The organism is Pseudomonas sp. 14P_5.3_Bac1, assembly GCF_025466135.1.
Classification (GTDB): domain Bacteria; phylum Pseudomonadota; class Gammaproteobacteria; order Pseudomonadales; family Pseudomonadaceae; genus Aquipseudomonas.
In genome coordinates, this window is sequence record NZ_JANLOF010000087.1 from 94,658 (window position 1) to 112,661 (window position 18,004).

Annotated in this window: 19 protein-coding genes; 11 read left to right on the top strand and 8 right to left on the bottom strand. The window is 58.8% G+C overall.

The window, feature by feature from the left end:
* The first annotated feature begins 79 nt into the window (after positions 1 to 79).
* The gene (gene nth, locus NTD89_RS26485) at positions 80 to 718 is read left to right on the top strand and encodes an endonuclease III (RefSeq protein WP_106577263.1); all 639 of its coding nucleotides are present in this window, start codon (positions 80 to 82) and stop codon (positions 716 to 718) included.
* A 107-nt stretch (positions 719 to 825) separates the two neighbouring features.
* Entirely contained in the window at positions 826 to 1,008 is a 183-nt protein-coding gene (locus tag NTD89_RS26490) for a PA3496 family putative envelope integrity protein (RefSeq protein WP_145161575.1), read from the top strand.
* A 69-nt stretch (positions 1,009 to 1,077) separates the two neighbouring features.
* Here NTD89_RS26490 and NTD89_RS26495 read toward each other — a convergent pair whose 3' ends face one another.
* The 4 genes from NTD89_RS26495 to NTD89_RS26510 all read right to left on the bottom strand — a co-directional run bounded on the left by NTD89_RS26495 (position 1,078) and on the right by NTD89_RS26510 (position 4,597).
* Positions 1,078 to 1,710, bottom strand: a complete 633-nt coding sequence (locus NTD89_RS26495; RefSeq protein WP_106577265.1) for a response regulator transcription factor — start codon at positions 1,708 to 1,710, stop codon at positions 1,078 to 1,080.
* Positions 1,703 to 2,056, bottom strand: a complete 354-nt coding sequence (locus NTD89_RS26500; protein WP_262210504.1) for a hypothetical protein — start codon at positions 2,054 to 2,056, stop codon at positions 1,703 to 1,705. The genes NTD89_RS26495 and NTD89_RS26500 overlap by 8 nt, the downstream gene beginning before the upstream one ends.
* Positions 2,057 to 2,341: 285 nt before the next feature.
* Positions 2,342 to 3,559, bottom strand: a complete 1,218-nt coding sequence (locus NTD89_RS26505; RefSeq protein WP_017738284.1) for an argininosuccinate synthase — start codon at positions 3,557 to 3,559, stop codon at positions 2,342 to 2,344.
* A 129-nt stretch (positions 3,560 to 3,688) separates the two neighbouring features.
* Positions 3,689 to 4,597, bottom strand: a complete 909-nt coding sequence (locus NTD89_RS26510; RefSeq protein WP_262210508.1) for a flagellar protein MotY — start codon at positions 4,595 to 4,597, stop codon at positions 3,689 to 3,691.
* Between the two features lie 156 nt (positions 4,598 to 4,753).
* Between NTD89_RS26510 and pyrC the strand changes: the two genes are divergently transcribed.
* A complete protein-coding gene (gene pyrC, locus NTD89_RS26515) occupies positions 4,754 to 5,800 on the top strand; it encodes a dihydroorotase (RefSeq protein ID WP_262210510.1) in 1,047 nt (348 codons plus the stop codon).
* On the top strand, positions 5,797 to 6,468 hold the full coding sequence (rnt, locus tag NTD89_RS26520) for a ribonuclease T (RefSeq protein WP_017137041.1): 672 nt from the start codon (positions 5,797 to 5,799) through the stop codon (positions 6,466 to 6,468). Before pyrC ends, rnt begins: the two co-directional genes overlap by 4 nt.
* 304 nt (positions 6,469 to 6,772) lie before the next feature.
* On the opposite strand, the gene NTD89_RS26525 is transcribed toward rnt, so the two are convergent.
* Positions 6,773 to 7,375, bottom strand: a complete 603-nt coding sequence (locus tag NTD89_RS26525; protein ID WP_057724790.1) for a peroxiredoxin — start codon at positions 7,373 to 7,375, stop codon at positions 6,773 to 6,775.
* Between the two features lie 241 nt (positions 7,376 to 7,616).
* On the opposite strand from NTD89_RS26525, the gene NTD89_RS26530 reads away from it, so the two are divergent.
* Both NTD89_RS26530 and bfr read left to right on the top strand, forming a co-directional pair.
* Positions 7,617 to 7,835, top strand: a complete 219-nt coding sequence (locus NTD89_RS26530) for a bacterioferritin-associated ferredoxin (RefSeq protein WP_262210511.1) — start codon at positions 7,617 to 7,619, stop codon at positions 7,833 to 7,835.
* A gap of 200 nt (positions 7,836 to 8,035) precedes the next feature.
* Complete coding sequence (bfr, locus tag NTD89_RS26535; RefSeq protein WP_106577268.1) at positions 8,036 to 8,506, top strand: bacterioferritin; 471 nt, start codon at positions 8,036 to 8,038, stop codon at positions 8,504 to 8,506.
* 101 nt (positions 8,507 to 8,607) lie between these two features.
* On the opposite strand, the gene grxD is transcribed toward bfr, so the two are convergent.
* Together grxD and NTD89_RS26545 are read right to left on the bottom strand one after the other, a co-directional pair.
* Positions 8,608 to 8,946 carry a Grx4 family monothiol glutaredoxin gene (grxD, locus tag NTD89_RS26540; RefSeq protein ID WP_106577269.1) on the bottom strand — a complete coding sequence of 113 codons (339 nt, stop codon included), beginning with the start codon at positions 8,944 to 8,946 and terminating at the stop codon, positions 8,608 to 8,610.
* An 86-nt stretch (positions 8,947 to 9,032) separates the two neighbouring features.
* Complete coding sequence (locus tag NTD89_RS26545; RefSeq protein WP_262210514.1) at positions 9,033 to 11,141, bottom strand: molybdopterin oxidoreductase family protein; 2,109 nt, start codon at positions 11,139 to 11,141, stop codon at positions 9,033 to 9,035.
* A 423-nt stretch (positions 11,142 to 11,564) separates the two neighbouring features.
* On the opposite strand from NTD89_RS26545, the gene argF reads away from it, so the two are divergent.
* Positions 11,565 to 12,485, top strand: a complete 921-nt coding sequence (gene argF / locus NTD89_RS26550) for an ornithine carbamoyltransferase (protein WP_145161561.1) — start codon at positions 11,565 to 11,567, stop codon at positions 12,483 to 12,485.
* Positions 12,482 to 13,591, top strand: a complete 1,110-nt coding sequence (locus tag NTD89_RS26555) for an ABC transporter ATP-binding protein (protein WP_145161558.1) — start codon at positions 12,482 to 12,484, stop codon at positions 13,589 to 13,591. The genes argF and NTD89_RS26555 overlap by 4 nt, the downstream gene beginning before the upstream one ends.
* A gap of 148 nt (positions 13,592 to 13,739) precedes the next feature.
* Here the strand turns inward: NTD89_RS26555 and ybaK are convergent, their stop codons facing one another.
* Positions 13,740 to 14,210 (bottom strand): Cys-tRNA(Pro) deacylase, encoded by a 471-nt coding sequence (gene ybaK / locus NTD89_RS26560; RefSeq protein ID WP_262210515.1) that lies wholly within the window; start codon positions 14,208 to 14,210, stop codon positions 13,740 to 13,742.
* Between the two features lie 327 nt (positions 14,211 to 14,537).
* On the opposite strand from ybaK, the gene NTD89_RS26565 reads away from it, so the two are divergent.
* From NTD89_RS26565 to NTD89_RS26575, 3 genes are all read left to right on the top strand, one after another.
* Positions 14,538 to 15,392: an MIP/aquaporin family protein gene (locus NTD89_RS26565; RefSeq protein ID WP_145161555.1), complete on the top strand. Its 855-nt coding sequence runs from the start codon at positions 14,538 to 14,540 to the stop codon at positions 15,390 to 15,392.
* A gap of 80 nt (positions 15,393 to 15,472) precedes the next feature.
* Positions 15,473 to 16,978 (top strand): glycerol kinase GlpK, encoded by a 1,506-nt coding sequence (gene glpK / locus NTD89_RS26570; protein ID WP_242194415.1) that lies wholly within the window; start codon positions 15,473 to 15,475, stop codon positions 16,976 to 16,978.
* Positions 16,979 to 17,073: 95 nt separating this feature from the next.
* Positions 17,074 to 17,829: a DeoR/GlpR family transcriptional regulator gene (locus NTD89_RS26575; RefSeq protein ID WP_010212755.1), complete on the top strand. Its 756-nt coding sequence runs from the start codon at positions 17,074 to 17,076 to the stop codon at positions 17,827 to 17,829.
* The last annotated feature ends 175 nt before the right edge of the window (positions 17,830 to 18,004 follow it).

Consider the following 18,004-nt stretch of genomic DNA (forward strand, 5'->3'; position numbering starts at 1 on the left):
GGCAAGGTGGCGATGGTTTATCCTGCAACGCCTGCACTTTTGAAACTACGACGACAGCCTGCAAGGAAACACCCGCCCCATGAACGCCGCAAAACGCCTGGAAATTTTCCGCAGGTTTCACGAAGACAATCCTGAGCCCAAAACCGAACTGGCCTACTCGTCGCCATTCGAGTTGCTGATTGCGGTGATTCTGTCGGCCCAATCCACGGACGTTGGCGTGAACAAGGCCACAGCCAAGCTGTACCCGGTGGCCAATACGCCGGAGGCTATTTACGCACTGGGTGTGGACGGGTTGTCGGAGTACATCAAGACCATCGGCTTGTACAACAGCAAGGCCAAGAATGTCATCGAGACCTGCCGCCTGCTCGTCGAGCTGCATGGCAGCGAAGTGCCACAGACTCGCGAAGCCCTGGAAGCGCTGCCGGGTGTGGGTCGCAAGACGGCCAACGTGGTGCTCAACACTGCGTTCCGGCAACTGACCATGGCGGTGGACACGCATATTTTTCGTGTCAGCAACCGCACCGGCATCGCTCGCGGCAAAAACGTCGTTGAGGTGGAAAAACAGCTGATGAAGTTCGTGCCCAAGCCCTACCTTCTCGATTCCCACCACTGGTTGATCCTTCATGGACGTTACGTCTGCCAGGCACGCAAGCCTCGCTGCGGGAGCTGCCGTATCGAAGACCTGTGCGAATACAAGGACAAGACGTCCGACGATTGAGCGATCATTGGTTTTCTCGATCAATCGATTGAAAAAATCTTTTTTACCCGTTCATGGATTATCGTTATAAGGAGCGCCAATGGCAGTCTTAGCCTGGAGTGAACCTTATGAGCACTGGCAAAGAACAACTGGATGTAGAAGACGACCTTGTTGCAGAGTCGGATGACGATGGGGACGCACCTGTTGTAGAGGTGGCCAAGACCAATTTGAGCAAACGCCGCACTATCGATAACCTTCTGGAAGAGCGACGCTTGCAAAAACAACTGGCCGATTACGATTTCGACCTCTGATCAGCCCGTTCACGACCGGAAGCCTCCCTGATGGAGGCTTTTTTTTGCCGACTATTTCTGCGCCCCGCGCTAGACCAGGCCGTTGCGTTGAGCCAACTCGATCAGGTCCACCAGGGACCGGGCATTGAGCTTGAGCAACAGGCGAGTCTTGTAGGTACTGACGGTCTTGTTGCTCAGGAACATGCCGTCGGCGATTTCCTTGTTGGTTTTGCCACGGGCCAACTGCTGCAGCACCATCATTTCGCGCCCCGACAAGCGCTCGACCATGTCCGCTTCGCTGGCGTTGCCCATGGTTGAACGCACGGAGTTGAGCGCCTGGTTGGGGAAATAGCTGTAGCCGGAGAGCACGGCCTTTATCGCGCTCAGCAACTCGGTCAGGTCCTGCTGCTTGCACACGTAGCCCGCCGCTCCCGCCTGCATGCAGCGCATGGAAAAATGCCCGGGCGCCTGGGACGTCAGCACCAACACTTTGAAAGGCGCGGGCTGCTTGGCAGACGCCAGACGGCAAATAACTTCCAGCCCATCGAGTTTGGGAATCCCGATATCCAGTATGACAATGTCCGGTACATGTTCCCGTGCAAGTTGCAACGCATCGACACCGTTATCAGTCTCGGCAACGACTTCATAACCATGACGCTCCATTAGCATGCGCACAGCAAGACGAATGACGGGATGATCATCCACGATCAGCACTTTATTCATGAGAAAGTCCAATTTCGCTGTTCGAATTATTTAGAGCAAGCACAATAGCGTAGTCGTTTCCTAGTTGGCATAGCATTACCCCCCAAGCAACAGCAAGCAGAGACCCACCCCACAGCGATATAGGAATTAACCTACAAAAAAACATTAACTCGGACAGTTTGGGCTTTATGGAGCCTTTCAGACCTTTCCGGGGGCTGACATGTTTTGAGTGAAATAACCGCCGCGTAAGGGCTTCAAGGTAAACGTGCCGCACAGGACTTTCAGGAAATGCCCATTGCTCATCACCCACAAGCGAATGAGCAGACGCAAAAAACCCGCCTGCATTAGTTCCTTTGAACATATTCATTTACACCCCTGTTTCCTACAGAACTTTCCATGTCTTACATACCTTTCTTACTCGTGTAGTGAATTTTCTGTAAGACATAGTTCCTAGGCAGGTGTTAAAAATTCATTCAACAACGCAAAAGTTGAATTCGACCTGAAAAAATAAACCCATCAACTTCCTTATCCGACAAAACTTAAACATCCCCCTGAGTTTTTAAACATTGTGTTCGGTCCAAGGCCCGCGACTTAATGGGCAGGCAAAAAAAATGGCCCCTTAACAGGGGCCATTTTTAACAGCGCAGATCACTCAGAACAGCTTGCGACCCTTGTTGGCAGCAATGCGCATGCGCAGTGCGTTCAACTTGATGAAGCCCGCAGCATCCGCCTGGTTGTAGGCGCCGCCGTCTTCTTCGAAGGTAGCAATGTTGGCGTCGAACAGCGACTCATCGGACTTGCGGCCGGTGACGATCACGTTGCCCTTGTACAGCTTCAGGCGCACAACGCCGTTCACGTGGGCCTGGGAGGCGTCGATCATCTGTTGCAGCATCAGACGCTCAGGGCTCCACCAGTAGCCGGTGTAGATCAGGCTGGCGTACTTGGGCATCAGCTCGTCTTTGAGGTGAGCCACTTCACGGTCCAGGGTGATGGACTCGATGGCGCGGTGAGCGCGCAGCATGATGGTGCCGCCTGGGGTTTCGTAGCAGCCACGGGACTTCATGCCCACGTAACGGTTCTCGACGATGTCGAGACGGCCGATACCGTGTTCGCCACCGATACGGTTCAGGGTCGCCAGCACGGTGGCCGGGGTCATTTCGACGCCGTCCAGCGCGACGATGTCGCCGTTGCGGTAGGTCAGTTCCAGGTATTGCGGCTTGTCAGGAGCGTTCTCCGGGGAGACGGTCCATTTCCACATGTCTTCTTCGTGCTCGGTCCAGGTGTCTTCCAGCACGCCGCCTTCATAGGAGATGTGCAGCAGGTTGGCGTCCATCGAGTACGGGGACTTCTTCTTGCCATGACGCTCGATCGGGATCGCGTGCTTTTCAGCGTAATCCATCAGCTTTTCACGGGACAAAAGGTCCCACTCACGCCACGGAGCAATCACTTTCACGCCTGGTTTGAGCGCGTAGGCGCCCAGTTCGAAGCGCACCTGATCGTTGCCCTTGCCGGTCGCGCCATGGGAAATGGCGTCGGCGCCGGTTTCGTTGGCAATTTCGATCAGGCGTTTGGCGATCAGCGGACGTGCGATGGAAGTACCCAGCAGGTACTCGCCTTCGTAGACAGTGTTGGCGCGAAACATCGGGAAGACGAAATCGCGGACGAATTCTTCGCGCAGGTCGTCAATGTAGATCTCTTTCACGCCCATGGCTTGCGCCTTGGCACGTGCAGGTTCGACCTCTTCGCCCTGACCCAGGTCAGCGGTGAAGGTCACCACTTCACAGTTATAAGTATCCTGCAGCCACTTGAGGATCACCGAAGTGTCCAGGCCGCCGGAATACGCGAGAACGACCTTGTTTACGTCGGCCATGCCATCACTCCACGGGGTTGTACGGAAAGGCGTCGATTCTACCGACCAAAACCGTGAATTTACAGAGGCGCGACAGCAAATGAAGATAAAGCGACAGATTATGTCAAACGGGCGACCAAGGGTCGCACCTTAAGACGTGTGTGCCGGGTTGCTCGGTGCGGTGGCCTGGGGCGCCGGTTTCTCGGGGGCTGCCACGCGTTCCAGCTGGATATTCACGCGGCGATTGCGCGCCCGGTTGGCGGCATTCGTGTTGGGCGCCAGTGGGTAGCTTTCACCGTGAAAACGCATGGTGATCTGTGATTCGGGGATGCCATTGGCCTTGAAGTAGTCTGTGACTGCCAGGGCTCGACGGCGCGAGACGTCACGGTTGGTCAGGCGATTGCCGCTGTTGTCCGAATGGCCATTCAACTCGATATGGTTGACGGTAGGGTCGGCTTTCATGAACGCCAGAATCACGTCCAGCTTCTTCTTCGCGGCCGCGTCCAGTTCAATACCGCCACCGGGGAAGCCGACTTCGGTCTGTTTGACCTGGTCGTAATTCATCGGCAACAGCTTGGTGGTGCACAGTTGATAGTCGTTGAAGGCCTTGTTGAACTTGACCGGCAACAGACGAATTTCCGAGTAGCCGCCCTCGCGCCCGTAATGCCGCACGGTCGGGCTACGCCCTTCCAGCAAACCGGTGAACAGACGCCCGGCCTGGGCCTGGGAGCTGTTGAACAATACGTCGCCACTGCCGACACGCACGGCACCAAGGTTGATGTCACCACGGCCCGGCTGCCAGGGCGCAGCGGCGGCCAACAAGGTCGCCGAGCCCGCACCCAGCGCGCCGTTGTAGGCTTTCAGGCGAAACGTCGCTTGCTCGCCGGCCCGGCGCACGAACTCACCCGAGCCGAAATCGGTGATCGGTTGGGTGAGTCGGCACTCGAACTGATCGCCTTCCACCTTCCACTCAATATTCTCCAGACGTGTCTGGAACGTGAGGGCCATCGCAGGCAGGCTGGCGAACACACTGAGCAGGGCTAGATAATGCTGGCGCACGGGAGGCTCCACTGGTTTCTACAACACTTCAAAGCGTCATACGTCGTTAAGGCATACCCAGGGATATCGGTAGCGTCCTGCAAAACTTGATAGCGAGTGCCTGCAAGAGTCTTTTCCGGTAGCATTCCCACCAGATTGACCCGCCTGGAATCCCCAATGTCCGACCGCCTGACCCTGCTGCGTCCCGACGACTGGCATATTCATCTTCGCGATGGTGCTGCGTTACCCCAAACTGTGGCCGATGTAGCGCGCACGTTTGGCCGCGCCATCATCATGCCTAACCTGGTACCTCCGGTGCGTAATGCCGCTGAAGCCGACGCCTATCGCCAGCGCATCCTCGCTGCACGGCCGGCCGGCAGCCGCTTCGAACCGTTGATGGTGCTTTACCTCACTGACCGCACCCAGCCTGACGAAATTCGCGCCGCCAAAGCGACTGGTTTCGTGCACGCCGCCAAGCTGTACCCGGCCGGTGCGACCACCAACTCCGACTCCGGCGTGACCAGTATCGACAAGATCCTGCCGGCCATCGAAGCCATGGCTGAAGTCGGTATGCCGCTGCTGATTCACGGTGAAGTCACCCGTGGCGATGTCGACGTGTTTGATCGCGAGAAGATCTTCATCGACGAGCATATGCGCCGTGTGGTCGAGCTGTTCCCGACGCTGAAAGTGGTGTTTGAACACATCACCACCGCCGACGCCGTGCAGTTTGTGACCGAGGCTTCGGCCAATGTCGGTGCGACCATCACCGCGCATCACCTGCTCTACAACCGCAACCACATGCTGGTGGGCGGGATTCGGCCGCACTTCTATTGCCTGCCGATCCTCAAGCGCAACACTCACCAAGTGGCCTTGCTGGACGCCGCCACCAGCGGCAGCCCGAAGTTCTTCCTCGGCACCGACTCCGCGCCGCATGCCCAACACGCCAAAGAAGCCGCGTGTGGCTGTGCCGGTTGCTACACCGCGTATGCGGCAATTGAGCTGTACGCCGAAGCGTTCGAACAGCGCAATGCCCTGGACAAACTTGAAGGCTTCGCCAGCCTCAATGGCCCGCGTTTCTACGGCCTGCCGGCGAATACCGACCGCATTACCCTGGTTCGTGAAGACTGGACCGCCCCTGCCAGCCTGCCGTTTGGCGAGCTGACTGTTATCCCGCTGCGCGCCGGTGAAACACTGCGCTGGCGCCTGCTGGAGGAAAGCAAGTGAGTGAAGACCATTACGATGACGAACACGAGCACAGTGGTGGCGGTTCCCGTCACCCGATGGCCGAGCGGTTTCGCGGCTATCTGCCGGTGGTCATCGACGTAGAAACCGGCGGCTTCAACTGCGCTACCGACGCCTTGCTGGAAATTGCCGCGACCACCATCGGCATGGACGAGCAGGGTTTTGTGTTTCCGGAGCACACCCACTTCTTTCGTGTCGAGCCGTTCGAAGGCGCGAACATTGAAGCAGCCGCTTTGGAGTTCACCGGGATCAAGCTCGACCACCCGCTGCGCATGGCGGTGAGTGAAGAAGCGGCGCTGACCGATATCTTCCGTGGTGTGCGCAAGGCGTTGAAGGCCAATGGCTGCAAACGCGCGATCCTGGTCGGCCATAACAGCAGCTTCGACTTGGGCTTCCTGAATGCCGCCGTGACGCGGTTGGACATGAAGCGCAACCCGTTTCACCCGTTCTCCAGCTTCGACACTGCTACCCTCGCGGGCCTGGCGTATGGCCAGACTGTACTGGCGAAAGCCTGTCAGGCAGCCGGCATCGACTTTGACGGGCGTGAGGCTCACTCGGCTCGCTACGACACCGAGAAGACGGCCGAGTTGTTCTGCGGCATCGTCAACCGCTGGAAGCAGATGGGCGGCTGGGAAGACTTCAACGACTGAGGTTTGCCCGAGCGCTGTTGTGGCGAGCGGGCTTACTGTGGCGAGCGGGCTTGCCCCGCGTTGGGCTGCGCAGCGGCCCCAGAACCAGGCAACGCGGTTCGCCAGATGAATCGCGGCGGTCTAATTGGGGCTGCTGCGCAGCCCAACGCGGGGCAAGCCCGCTCGCCACGACAAGCCCGCTCACCACAACATACCCACTCGCCACAACAGCCCTCCAGCCACTGAACACCAGTGGCCACAGGGTCATTTCCCGCGCATAAAAAAACCGGCCTTCTCAGGCCGGTTTTTTTGCTTCGAACGTGGCTTACAGCTTGCCGGCGTTCTCGGTCAGGTAAGCCGCAACACCTTCGGTGGAAGCGGTCATGCCTTTGTCGCCTTTTTTCCAGTTGGCAGGGCAAACTTCGCCGTGCTCTTCGTGGAATTGCAGCGCGTCGACCAGACGGATCAGCTCTTCCATGTTACGGCCCAGCGGCAGGTCGTTGATGATCTGCGAGCGCACAACGCCCTTGTCGTCGATCAGGAACGCGCCACGGAAAGCCACGCCGCCTTCGGATTCAACGTCGTAGGCCTTGGCGATGTCGTGCTTCATGTCGGCAGCCATGGTGTATTTGACTTTGCCGATGCCGCCATCATTGATGGCGGTGTTGCGCCAGGCGTTGTGAGTGAAATGGGAGTCGATGGAAACGGCTACCACTTCAACGTTGCGCGCCTTGAAATCGTCCATGCGGTGGTCCAGAGCGATCAGCTCCGACGGGCAGACGAAGGTGAAGTCCAGCGGGTAGAAGAACACCAGGCCGTATTTGCCTTTGATGGCTTCAGACAGTTTGAAGCTGTCTACGATTTCGCCATTGCCGAGGACGGCAGGTACGTCGAAATCCGGGGCTTGTTTGCCGACGAGTACGCTCATTGGTTATCTCCTGATGCAGGGGTGACGATTGAAGTAAAAGGACCGGCCCAGTCTGACGCGCATAAGCGACAGCCCTGTGACGCGGTCGCGCTTCGTGAAGACCGACCATCATACACTGAAAAAACCGTTCGTCAGTGGGTAGCCAGGCCAGGGCAATACCCTATGAAACTACTTTGACAATCATTCTCGTTAACATTAAGATCCATCGCACTTAAGCCTTAACCCGCGATGGTTCTCCCTTATGTATGTCTGCCTCTGCACTGGCGTCACCGACGGACAAATCCGCGAAGCAATCTACGAAGGTTGCTGCAGCTACAAGGAAGTACGTGAAACCACCGGCGTTGCCAGCCAGTGCGGTAAATGTGCTTGCCTCGCCAAGCAAGTGGTACGGGAAACCCTGACGCAGCTGCAAACCGCTCAGTCAGCGCTGCCCTACTCAGCAGAATGTACACACGCTTAAATAGCGTGTTTTGAAGAACCGGACTTAGTGTCCGGTTTTTTTATGCCCGTAATTCAATTAGTTAGCGTCAAGACGCGGAACACAAACATTCTTATTCCGATTAATTTTCATTTATTATTCAATAACTTAGGTTTGACACTAGGGATTTCGCCGCTCAAACTCCGCCTTATATACAGCTATTACAGGGCAGGACCCCAGTCATGAAAGGCGACATCTCAGTCATCCAGCAACTCAATAAAATCCTTGCCAATGAACTGGTCGCGATTAATCAGTACTTTCTGCATGCACGCATGTATGACGATTGGGGCCTGGAAAAGCTCGGCAAGCGTGAATACAAAGAATCCATCAAGGCCATGAAAGACGCGGACGCGCTGATCAAGCGCATCCTGTTCCTGGAAGGCCTGCCGAACGTGCAGGATCTGGGCAAGCTGAACATCGGCGAGCACACCCAGGAAATGATCATCAGCGACCTGAAGTTCGAACAGAAAAGCCACAGCGACCTCAAGGCCGCCATTGCACACTGCGAAACCAAGGGCGATTTCGGCAGCCGTGAACTGCTCGAAGACATTCTGGAAGACCAGGAAGAACACATCGACTGGCTGGAAACCCAGCTGGGCCTGATCGACAAAGTCAGTCTGGAAAACTACCTGCAATCGCAGATGGGTGAATAACCCGTAGTCAACAGGCCATAAAAAGCCCCGCTCTCTTTCGAGAAGCGGGGCTTTTTATTGACTGACGCATTGCACGCGCCGGCTCGCCGGCGCCTGCAGGATTACGCGTCGGTCTTGGCGGCGGCGTTTGCCGCTGCTTCTTTGATCAGCGCTTGCAGAGAACCATCCGCAGCCATCTCAGTGATGATGTCGCTGCCGCCGACCAGCTCACCGGCTACCCACAGTTGTGGGAACGTTGGCCAGTTGGCGTACTTCGGCAGGTTGGCGCGGATTTCAGGGTTTTGCAGGATATCCACGTAGGCGAATTTCTCGCCGCACTGCATGATGGCCTGGGAAGCCTTCGCGGAGAAACCGCACTGAGGAGCGTTTGGCGCGCCCTTCATGTAAAGCAGAATGGTGTTGTTGGCAATCTGCTCTTTGATCGTTTCGATGATATCCATGGAACACCTCGGCTGGAACTTTGCGACTCACGGGTCGGCACGGTGGCGCATTGTAACGCAAAATTCCAGCCCGGTGGTCGGGCGCCTCAGGCAGCCGCCACCTGCACCGGCACACCGTTGAGCGCGGCGTTGCCGGATAACTCGTCCAACTGCCGCTCGTCGGTGAGGTCATTCGCACTCGCCCCCGGCTGCCCGCTGGCGATGCTCATCTGCACGCCTGGGCGTCCATGCCCCCAGCCATGGGGCAGGCTGACCACGCCGGGCATCATGTCCAGGCTGGCCACCACCTCCACTTCGATCATGCCGATGCGCGAACTGACGCGCACCCGCTGACCATCGCGCAATTGCCGACTGGCCAAGTCATCAGGGTGCATATGCAACTGGTGCCGAGGCTTGCCCTTCACCAGACGGTGATAGTTATGCATCCACGAGTTATTGCTGCGCACATGACGACGGCCGATCAGCAGGAGTTCGTCCACCACCGGCACAGGGTGCGCCGCGAACCGCACCAAATCAGCAAGGATCACCGCCGGCGCCGCCTGCACCTGGCCGTTGGCAGTCTTCAAGCGCGTGGCGAGATTGGGCTTGAGCGGCCCTAGGTCCACGCCGTGCGGATGGTCCGCCAGCATCGCCACCGACAGCTTGTGATCAGAGGCATCACCGTAAGCCCCGGCACGCAAACCAAAGTCAATCATCTGCGCCGGCGCCATGGTCGGTTTGAGCGCCACGCCTGTCTGCGCCGCAAAGGCCTTGGCCAGGCCGACAAAGATTTCCCAGTCGTGCAGCGCGCCTGCGGGCTTGGGCAGGATCGCGCGGTTGAACCGAGTGACGTTGCGCACGGCGAACATATTGAAGGTGGTGTCGTAGTGATCGTTTTCCAGCGCCGACGTGGACGGCAGGATCAGGTCGGCGTATCGCGTGGTCTCGTTGATATAGAGGTCGATGCTGAGCATAAACTCAAGCCCGTCCAGTGCCTGCTCCAACTGGCGACCATTTGGCGTGGACAACACCGGGTTGCCGGCCACGGTCACCAAGGCGCGGATCTGGCCTTCGCCTTCGGTGAGCATTTCTTCTGCCAAGGCGGACACCGGCAACTCACCGCCATATTCCGGGCGTCCGGACACGCGACTCTGCCAGCGATTGAAATGCCCGCCACCGGTTGACGCCACCAGGTCCACGGCCGGCGAGCTGCACAAGGCGCCGCCGACACGGTCCAGATTGCCGGTCACCAGATTGATCAATTGCACCAGCCAATGGCACAGCGTACCGAAGGCCTGGGTGGACACGCCCATGCGCCCGTAACACACCGCCTTGTCCGCTGCGGCAAAGTCCCGCGCCAGCTGGCGGATCTGTTCGGCAGGCACTGCGCATTGGCGGCTCATGGCTTCAGCGGTGAACCCGGCAATCGCGCGGCGCACGTCTTCAAGGCCTTCGACCGGCAAGTGGCTTTCACGCGTCAGGTTCTCGGTAAACAAGGTGTTGAGTAAGCCGAACAACAGCGCCGCATCGCCTCCAGGGCGCACGAACAGATGCTGATCGGCGATCGCCGCCGTCTCGCTGCGGCGTGGATCAACCACCACCACACTGCCGCCCCGCGCCTGGATGGCCTTGAGGCGCTTCTCTACGTCAGGCACGGTCATGATGCTGCCGTTGGACGCCAGCGGGTTGCCGCCCAGGATCAGCATGAAATCGGTGTGATCGATATCCGGAATCGGCAGCAGCAGGCCGTGGCCGTACATGAGATGACTGGTGAGGTGATGTGGCAGCTGGTCCACCGAGGTCGCGGAAAACCGATTGCGCGTCTTGAGCTGCCCAAGGAAGTAGTTGCTGTGGGTCATCAACCCATAGTTGTGCACGCTGGGGTTGCCCTGATACACCGCCACTGCATTCTGCCCGTGCCGGGCCTGGATGCCCGCCAGGCGCTCAGCGACCAGCGTGAACGCCTCGTCCCATGGGATCGGCTGCCATTCGCTGCCCACACGTAACATGGGCTGGTGCAGGCGGTCCGGGTCGTTCTGGATGTCCTGCAACGCCACGGCCTTGGGGCAGATGTGCCCACGGCTGAAGGTGTCCAGCGGGTCACCCTTGATCGAGGTGATCGCCAGGCTGCCGTCGTCGGCCTGGGTGGTTTCCAGGGTCAGGCCGCAGATGGCTTCACACAGATGGCAGGCACGGTGGTGGAGAGTCTTGGTCATGGCCAGTCTCTTTATTGGGCTTTGGCCTAACTATGGCCCCTCACCTGAGCGCGCACCAGTAAGGTTCGCCCCGTGAATCGAGAGGCATCAGGCCAGACCATGAGCAAATGTTTCAAAACCTTGCGAAGAGCCACCGAAACCGACGCAGCCTGGCCTGCGCCCGCCCCCACGCATTGCAAAAGATCTCAGCGCCAGTGTACAAATGGCCCGCTGCTGTCAGGAATCAGTCTTCAAAAGCGCTTCAGCGCCCTTCTTGAACACCCTTAAAAACCGTAGCCCTATTGGTAAGACGCGACATTTAATTATAAGATCGCGCCTTCCCCCATTTCGTCGCCCCGTGCGGCTTTCGCCGCAGGTCTCGCCCGTTGTCACAATAAACAAGGCTTTGAGTATCTGCGGTCTGTTGCAAAAAGGTAGTTAATGATGAGCGCAAGGCACTTTCTCTCCCTGATGGATTGCACGCCCGAAGAGCTGGTCAGCGTGATCCGTCGAGGCATTGAGCTTAAAGACCTGCGTAACCGCGGCGTACTGTTTGAGCCTTTGAAAAACCGTGTGCTAGGGATGATTTTCGAGAAGTCGTCGACCCGCACCCGCGTGTCGTTCGAAGCCGGCATGATCCAGCTGGGTGGCCAAGCCATCTTTCTGTCTTCGCGCGATACCCAACTGGGCCGCGGCGAGCCGATTGCCGACGCTGCGCGCGTAATGTCGCGCATGCTCGATGCGGTGATGATCCGTACCTTCGCGCACAGCACCGTGACCGAATTTTCCGCCAACTCCCGGGTGCCGGTGATCAACGGCCTGTCCGATGACCTGCACCCCTGCCAGTTGCTGGCCGACATGCAAACCTTCCTTGAGCACCGCGGTTCGATCCAGGGCAAGACCGTGGCCTGGATCGGCGACGGCAACAACATGTGCAACAGCTATATAGAAGCGGCGATCCAGTTCGACTTCCAGCTGCGTGTTGCCTGCCCGGAAGGCTACGAGCCTGATGCACGTTTCCTGGCTCAAGCCGGCGACCGTGTCACCGTCGTGCGCGACCCGCGTGACGCGGTGATCGGCGCGCACTTGGTGAGCACCGACGTGTGGACCTCCATGGGCCAGGAAGAAGAAACCGCTAAGCGCCTGGCCCTGTTCGCACCGTACCAAGTGACCCGCGCCCTGCTCGACCTGGCCGCGCCGGACGTGCTGTTCATGCACTGCCTGCCCGCCCACCGTGGCGAAGAAATCAGCCTTGACCTGCTCGACGATGAGCGTTCGGTCGCGTGGGACCAGGCTGAAAACCGCTTGCACGCCCAGAAAGCGTTGCTTGAATTTCTTGTCCCGCCGTCGTACCACCACGCATGAGCCAGCCATTACTGCTGAACCTGCGCAATCTGGCATGCGGCTATCAAGACCAACGCGTGGTGCAGAACCTCAACCTGCACCTCAACGCCGGCGACATCGGCTGCCTGCTCGGCTCATCCGGTTGCGGCAAAACCACGACCTTGCGCGCGATTGCCGGGTTTGAACCGGTGCACGAAGGTGAAATCAGCCTGGCCGGCGACGTGATCTCCAGCGCCGGCTTCACCCTCGCGCCGGAGAAACGCCGGATCGGCATGGTGTTCCAGGACTACGCACTGTTCCCGCACTTGAGCGTGGCCGACAACATCGCCTTCGGCATTCGCAAGCACCCGCAAAAAGACCGCGTGGTTGCCGAGTTGCTCGAACTGGTCAATCTGAAGAACCTTGGCAAGCGTTTTCCCCACGAGCTTTCCGGCGGTCAGCAACAACGCGTCGCCCTCGCCCGCGCCCTGGCGCCGGAGCCGCAACTGTTGCTGCTCGATGAGCCGTTCTCCAACCTCGACGGCGAACTGCGGCGCAAGCTCAGCCACGAGGTGCGCGACATTCTCAAGGCGCGCGGCACCAGTGCGATTCTGGTCACCCATGATCAGGAAGAAGCCTTCGCCGTGAGCGATCAGGTCGGTGTGTTCAAAGAAGGCCGCCTTGAGCAGTGGGACACGCCCTACAACCTCTATCACGAACCGCAGACGCCGTATGTCGCGAGCTTTATCGGCCAGGGTTATTTCATCCGTGGCCAATTGAGCTCACCGGAATCGGTCAGCACCGAACTCGGCGACCTGCGCGGTAACCGTGCCTACACATGGCCCACGGGCGGCGCAGTGGATGTATTGCTGCGCCCGGATGACATCGTTTATGCACCGGACAGCGCGCTGAAAGCGCGGATTGTCGGCAAGACGTTCCTTGGTGCCTCGACCTTGTACCGCCTGCAATTGCCGACCGGTGCACAGTTGGAGTCGATTTTCCCAAGCCATGCGGATCATCAAGTGGGTGCGGATGTAGGGATTCGTGTGGCGGCTGAACATCTGGTGTTGTTCCAGGCGTCAGGCAGCGTTGCGGCGCAGGTTGCGCAGTCCGAATCCGGAGTAAGGCGTTACAGCCCCGTTAACTGAGGAAACTGACTCAACAGGTGGAAGCGGGCGTCTGTGGGAGCTGGCTTGCCGGCGACAGCATCACCTCGGTCTGAGTGAAAGACCGAGGCGCTTGCATCGCGGGCAAGCCCGACGCCCACAGTGGCGTCATGCTCTTCAACAGTGAAATTCAGGCCCGGCCAATCGGCGCAAATGCGGCCTGGGTATGCTCAGCCAACACCGTCGCCGGCAGTTCAACTTCCAATCCCCGCCTCCCGGCACTGACAAAAATCGTTGCGAACGGCTGCGCCGTCACGTCGATAAATGTGCGCAAACGCTTTTTCTGTCCCAACGGGCTGATGCCGCCCAACAGGTAACCGGTGGAGCGTTGCGCCGCTGCGGGGTCGGCCATTTCGACCTTTTTCACCCCGGCCGCATGGGCGAGCGCCTTTAAATCCAGACTTCCGACGACCGGCACCACCGCCACCAACAATTCCCCTTTCTCACTGCTGGCCAGCAAGGTCTTGAACACCTGCGCGGGGTCGAGCCCCAACTTTTCCGCAGCCTCCAGCCCATAGGAGGCTGCCTTGGGATCATGTTCGTAACTGTGGATATGATGTTCGGCACGAACTTTTTTCAACAGGTCCAGTGCGGGGGTCATGGCTACTCCGGGCGTGGAAAACAGAGGGCCAATTCTAGGCCAAGCCTGAGCAAAACGCTCTAGTGCGCCACTCCCGCGAGGCGTACTGGTAGACGCAAGCGTGATCATTCATCAGACCAATAGTTCGAAAATGACCAATGGTTCACTTTCGACCTTTGACAGCCGTCATTCTTGTCTATATTTTTTCGTTTCCGAATACTGTAGGAATAGCACCTGCGGTACTCCAGCAACAAGCCATGGCCTGGATGGGGATCCTCGCCACGGTGAAAATCGCGCAACAGCCCGTTGAGGCCGCGCGCCAAACAAGAACAACAATCGAGGTTTGCCATGACAACTGCTCTTCAACAGCCTTCACTTTCGAGCCAATGCATGGCCGAATTCCTGGGGACTGCGCTTCTGATCTTCTTCGGTACAGGATGTGTCGCTGCGCTCAAGGTCGCGGGTGCCAGCTTTGGGTTGTGGGAAATCAGTATCATCTGGGGGGTCGGCGTCAGCATGGCGATCTACCTGAGCGCCGGTATTTCCGGGGCTCACCTCAATCCGGCGGTGAGTATCGCCCTGTGCATTTTTGCCGATTTCGAAAAGCGCAAACTGCCCTTCTATATCCTTGCCCAGGTCGCCGGCGCCTTTTGCTCCGCCGCGCTGGTGTACACGCTGTACAGCAATCTCTTTTTCGATTACGAACAAACCCACCACATGGTTCGCGGCTCCCAGGCCAGCCTGGAGCTGGCTTCGGTGTTCTCCACCTACCCGCATGCCCTGCTGAGCACAGCCCAGGCATTTCTGGTGGAAATGGTCATCACCGCCATCCTGATGGGCGTGATCATGGCCCTTACCGACGACAACAACGGCCTGCCACGCGGCCCGTTGGCCCCGCTGCTGATCGGCCTGTTGATCGCGGTGATTGGCAGTGCCATGGGCCCACTGACCGGCTTTGCGATGAACCCGGCGCGGGATTTCGGGCCCAAGCTGATGACCTTTTTCGCCGGCTGGGGTGAAATCGCCTTTACCGGCGGCCGCGATATCCCTTACTTCCTGGTTCCGATTTTCGCGCCGATTGTCGGCGCCTGCCTCGGTGCTGCGGCCTATCGCGGGCTGATTGCCCGCCATCTGCCGAGCGCCGCACCTGCTATAGATGAGACACCTGACACGGCTGTCAACGGCAAGACGCGTATTTCCTGATAGCGCCAGCCTGGTCCCACTGCCCCTTTGCGGCCCAGGCTGATTCCTTACTCTCTTATTTTCCGTCCAAGGCAATCGACATGACCGACATTCAGAATAAGAACTACATCATTGCCCTTGATCAGGGCACCACCAGTTCGCGGGCGATCATCTTTGACCGTGACGCCAACGTGGTCTGCACCGCCCAGCGCGAATTCACTCAGCATTACCCACAAGCCGGCTGGGTCGAGCATGACCCGATGGAAATTTTCGCCACCCAAAGCGCGGTGATGGTCGAGGCCCTGGCACAAGCCGGCCTGCACCATGACCAGGTCGCTGCCATCGGTATCACCAACCAGCGTGAAACCACCGTGGTCTGGGACAAGATCACCGGCCGCCCGATCTACAACGCGATCGTCTGGCAGTGCCGGCGCAGCACCGAGATCTGCCAGCAGCTCAAGCGTGATGGCCACGAGCAATACATCAACGACACCACCGGCCTGGTCACCGACCCGTACTTCTCCGGTACCAAGCTTAAGTGGATCCTAGACAACGTCGAAGGCAGCCGTGAGCGTGCGCGCAATGGCGAGCTGCTGTTCGGCACCATCGACAGCTGGCTGATCTGGAAATTTACCGGCGGCAAAACCCACGTTACCGATTACACCAACGCCTCGCGCACCATGCTCTTCAACATCCACACCCTGGAGTGGGATGCGAAGATGCTGGAGATTCTCGACGTGCCGCGCGAAATGCTGCCGGAAGTGAAATCCTCGTCGGAAATCTACGGCCGCACCAAAAGCGGCATCGCCATCGGCGGCATCGCCGGTGACCAGCAAGCGGCCTTGTTCGGCCAAATGTGCGTAGAAGCGGGTCAGGCCAAGAACACCTACGGCACCGGCTGCTTCCTGCTGATGAACACCGGCGACAAGGCCGTCAAATCCCAACATGGCATGCTCACCACCATCGCCTGCGGCCCCCGCGGCGAAGTGGCCTACGCCCTGGAAGGCGCGGTATTCAACGGCGGTTCCACCGTACAGTGGCTGCGTGACGAGCTGAAAATCATCGCCGATGCTACCGACACCGAATACTTCGCCGGCAAGGTCAAAGACAGCAACGGCGTGTACCTGGTCCCGGCCTTCACCGGCCTGGGCGCTCCGTACTGGGACCCGTATGCGCGTGGCGCGCTGTTCGGCCTGACCCGTGGCGTACGGGTTGATCACATTATTCGTGCAGCCCTGGAGTCGATTGCCTACCAGACCCGCGACGTATTGGACGCCATGCAACAAGACTCCGGCGAACGCCTCAAAGCCCTGCGTGTGGACGGCGGCGCAGTCGCCAACAACTTCCTGATGCAGTTCCAGGCCGACATTCTCGGCACTCGGGTCGAGCGCCCGCAAATGCGCGAGACCACCGCCCTCGGCGCCGCTTACCTGGCCGGCCTGGCCTGTGGTTTCTGGGGCAGCCTGGATGAGCTGCGCGGCAAGGCGGTGATCGAGCGCGAGTTCGAACCCACGCTGGACGAAGCCGCCAAAGAAAAACTCTACGCCGGCTGGCAGAAAGCGGTGAGCCGTACCCGCGATTGGGAACCGCACGAAGGCGCTGAATAAGCCAAGCGCCGGACCCACATAGGGTTGTAACTGGCGGGGAGCGGCGTGCTGCGTCATCATGGGCCACTTTTGTATGGCAGCCCAAAGGACGCCCCATGAATCTGCCTCCCCGCCAGCAACAAATCCTCGAACTGGTCCGCGAACGCGGCTATGTCAGTATCGAGGAGATGGCGCAGCTATTCGTTGTCACCCCGCAAACCATCCGCCGCGATATCAACCAACTGGCGGACGCCAATCTGCTGCGCCGCTACCACGGCGGCGCGGCCTATGACTCCAGTGTCGAGAACACCGCGTACGCCATGCGTGCCGACCAGATGCGCGATGAGAAACAACGCATCGGCGAAGCCATTGCCGCACAAATTCCTGATCATGCCTCGCTGTTCATCAATATCGGCACCACCACCGAATCGATCGCGCGTGCGCTGCTCAATCACAATCACCTGAAAATCATCACCAACAACCTCAACGTCGCCACCATGCTCAGTGCCAAGGACGACTTCGACGTGCTGTTGACCGGCGGCAATGTGCGCCGTGACGGCGGTGTGGTCGGTCAGGCGAGCGTCGATTTCATCAACCAGTTCAAGGTCGACTTTGCACTGGTAGGCATCAGCGGCATCGATGAAGACGGCAGCTTGCTCGACTTTGATTATCAGGAAGTGCGGGTTTCCCAGGCGATCATTGCCAATGCACGCCAGGTGATTTTGGCCGCCGACTCCAGCAAGTTCGGGCGCAATGCCATGATTCGTTTGGGGCCGATCAGCCTGGTGGACTGTTTGGTGACCGATCAACAGCCGGTGCCAGCGTTGGTGCAGTTGTTGAACCAGCACAAGGTTCGGCTGGAAGTCGTTTAGCGCCGTTACCGGCGCCATCGGGGCAAGCCCCCTCCCACATTGGAATGCGATCAACCTGTGGGAGGGGGCTCGCCCCCGATGGCGATCTATCTGACACCCTCATGTTCACAAATTTTCCTTTTCCAGCCCTTCGATGAGTTTTTTCAATCGAAGTCGGCTGGCTGTGCGCGCGTTT

What these genes read in the sequence shown, in the direction of transcription:
- nth (WP_106577263.1), top strand. Translation starts at nt 80, where the DNA reads ATGAACGCCGCAAAACGCCTGGAAATTTTCCGCAGGTTTCACGAAGAC.
- NTD89_RS26490 (WP_145161575.1), top strand. Translation starts at nt 826, where the DNA reads ATGAGCACTGGCAAAGAACAACTGGATGTAGAAGACGACCTTGTTGCA.
- NTD89_RS26495 (WP_106577265.1), bottom strand. Translation starts at nt 1,710, where the DNA reads ATGAATAAAGTGCTGATCGTGGATGATCATCCCGTCATTCGTCTTGCT.
- NTD89_RS26500 (WP_262210504.1), bottom strand. Translation starts at nt 2,056, where the DNA reads ATGAATATGTTCAAAGGAACTAATGCAGGCGGGTTTTTTGCGTCTGCT.
- NTD89_RS26505 (WP_017738284.1), bottom strand. Translation starts at nt 3,559, where the DNA reads ATGGCCGACGTAAACAAGGTCGTTCTCGCGTATTCCGGCGGCCTGGAC.
- pyrC (WP_262210510.1), top strand. Translation starts at nt 4,754, where the DNA reads ATGTCCGACCGCCTGACCCTGCTGCGTCCCGACGACTGGCATATTCAT.
- NTD89_RS26525 (WP_057724790.1), bottom strand. Translation starts at nt 7,375, where the DNA reads ATGAGCGTACTCGTCGGCAAACAAGCCCCGGATTTCGACGTACCTGCC.
- NTD89_RS26530 (WP_262210511.1), top strand. Translation starts at nt 7,617, where the DNA reads ATGTATGTCTGCCTCTGCACTGGCGTCACCGACGGACAAATCCGCGAA.
- bfr (WP_106577268.1), top strand. Translation starts at nt 8,036, where the DNA reads ATGAAAGGCGACATCTCAGTCATCCAGCAACTCAATAAAATCCTTGCC.
- grxD (WP_106577269.1), bottom strand. Translation starts at nt 8,946, where the DNA reads ATGGATATCATCGAAACGATCAAAGAGCAGATTGCCAACAACACCATT.
- NTD89_RS26545 (WP_262210514.1), bottom strand. Translation starts at nt 11,141, where the DNA reads ATGACCAAGACTCTCCACCACCGTGCCTGCCATCTGTGTGAAGCCATC.
- argF (WP_145161561.1), top strand. Translation starts at nt 11,565, where the DNA reads ATGAGCGCAAGGCACTTTCTCTCCCTGATGGATTGCACGCCCGAAGAG.
- NTD89_RS26555 (WP_145161558.1), top strand. Translation starts at nt 12,482, where the DNA reads ATGAGCCAGCCATTACTGCTGAACCTGCGCAATCTGGCATGCGGCTAT.
- ybaK (WP_262210515.1), bottom strand. Translation starts at nt 14,210, where the DNA reads ATGACCCCCGCACTGGACCTGTTGAAAAAAGTTCGTGCCGAACATCAT.
- NTD89_RS26565 (WP_145161555.1), top strand. Translation starts at nt 14,538, where the DNA reads ATGACAACTGCTCTTCAACAGCCTTCACTTTCGAGCCAATGCATGGCC.
- glpK (WP_242194415.1), top strand. Translation starts at nt 15,473, where the DNA reads ATGACCGACATTCAGAATAAGAACTACATCATTGCCCTTGATCAGGGC.
- NTD89_RS26575 (WP_010212755.1), top strand. Translation starts at nt 17,074, where the DNA reads ATGAATCTGCCTCCCCGCCAGCAACAAATCCTCGAACTGGTCCGCGAA.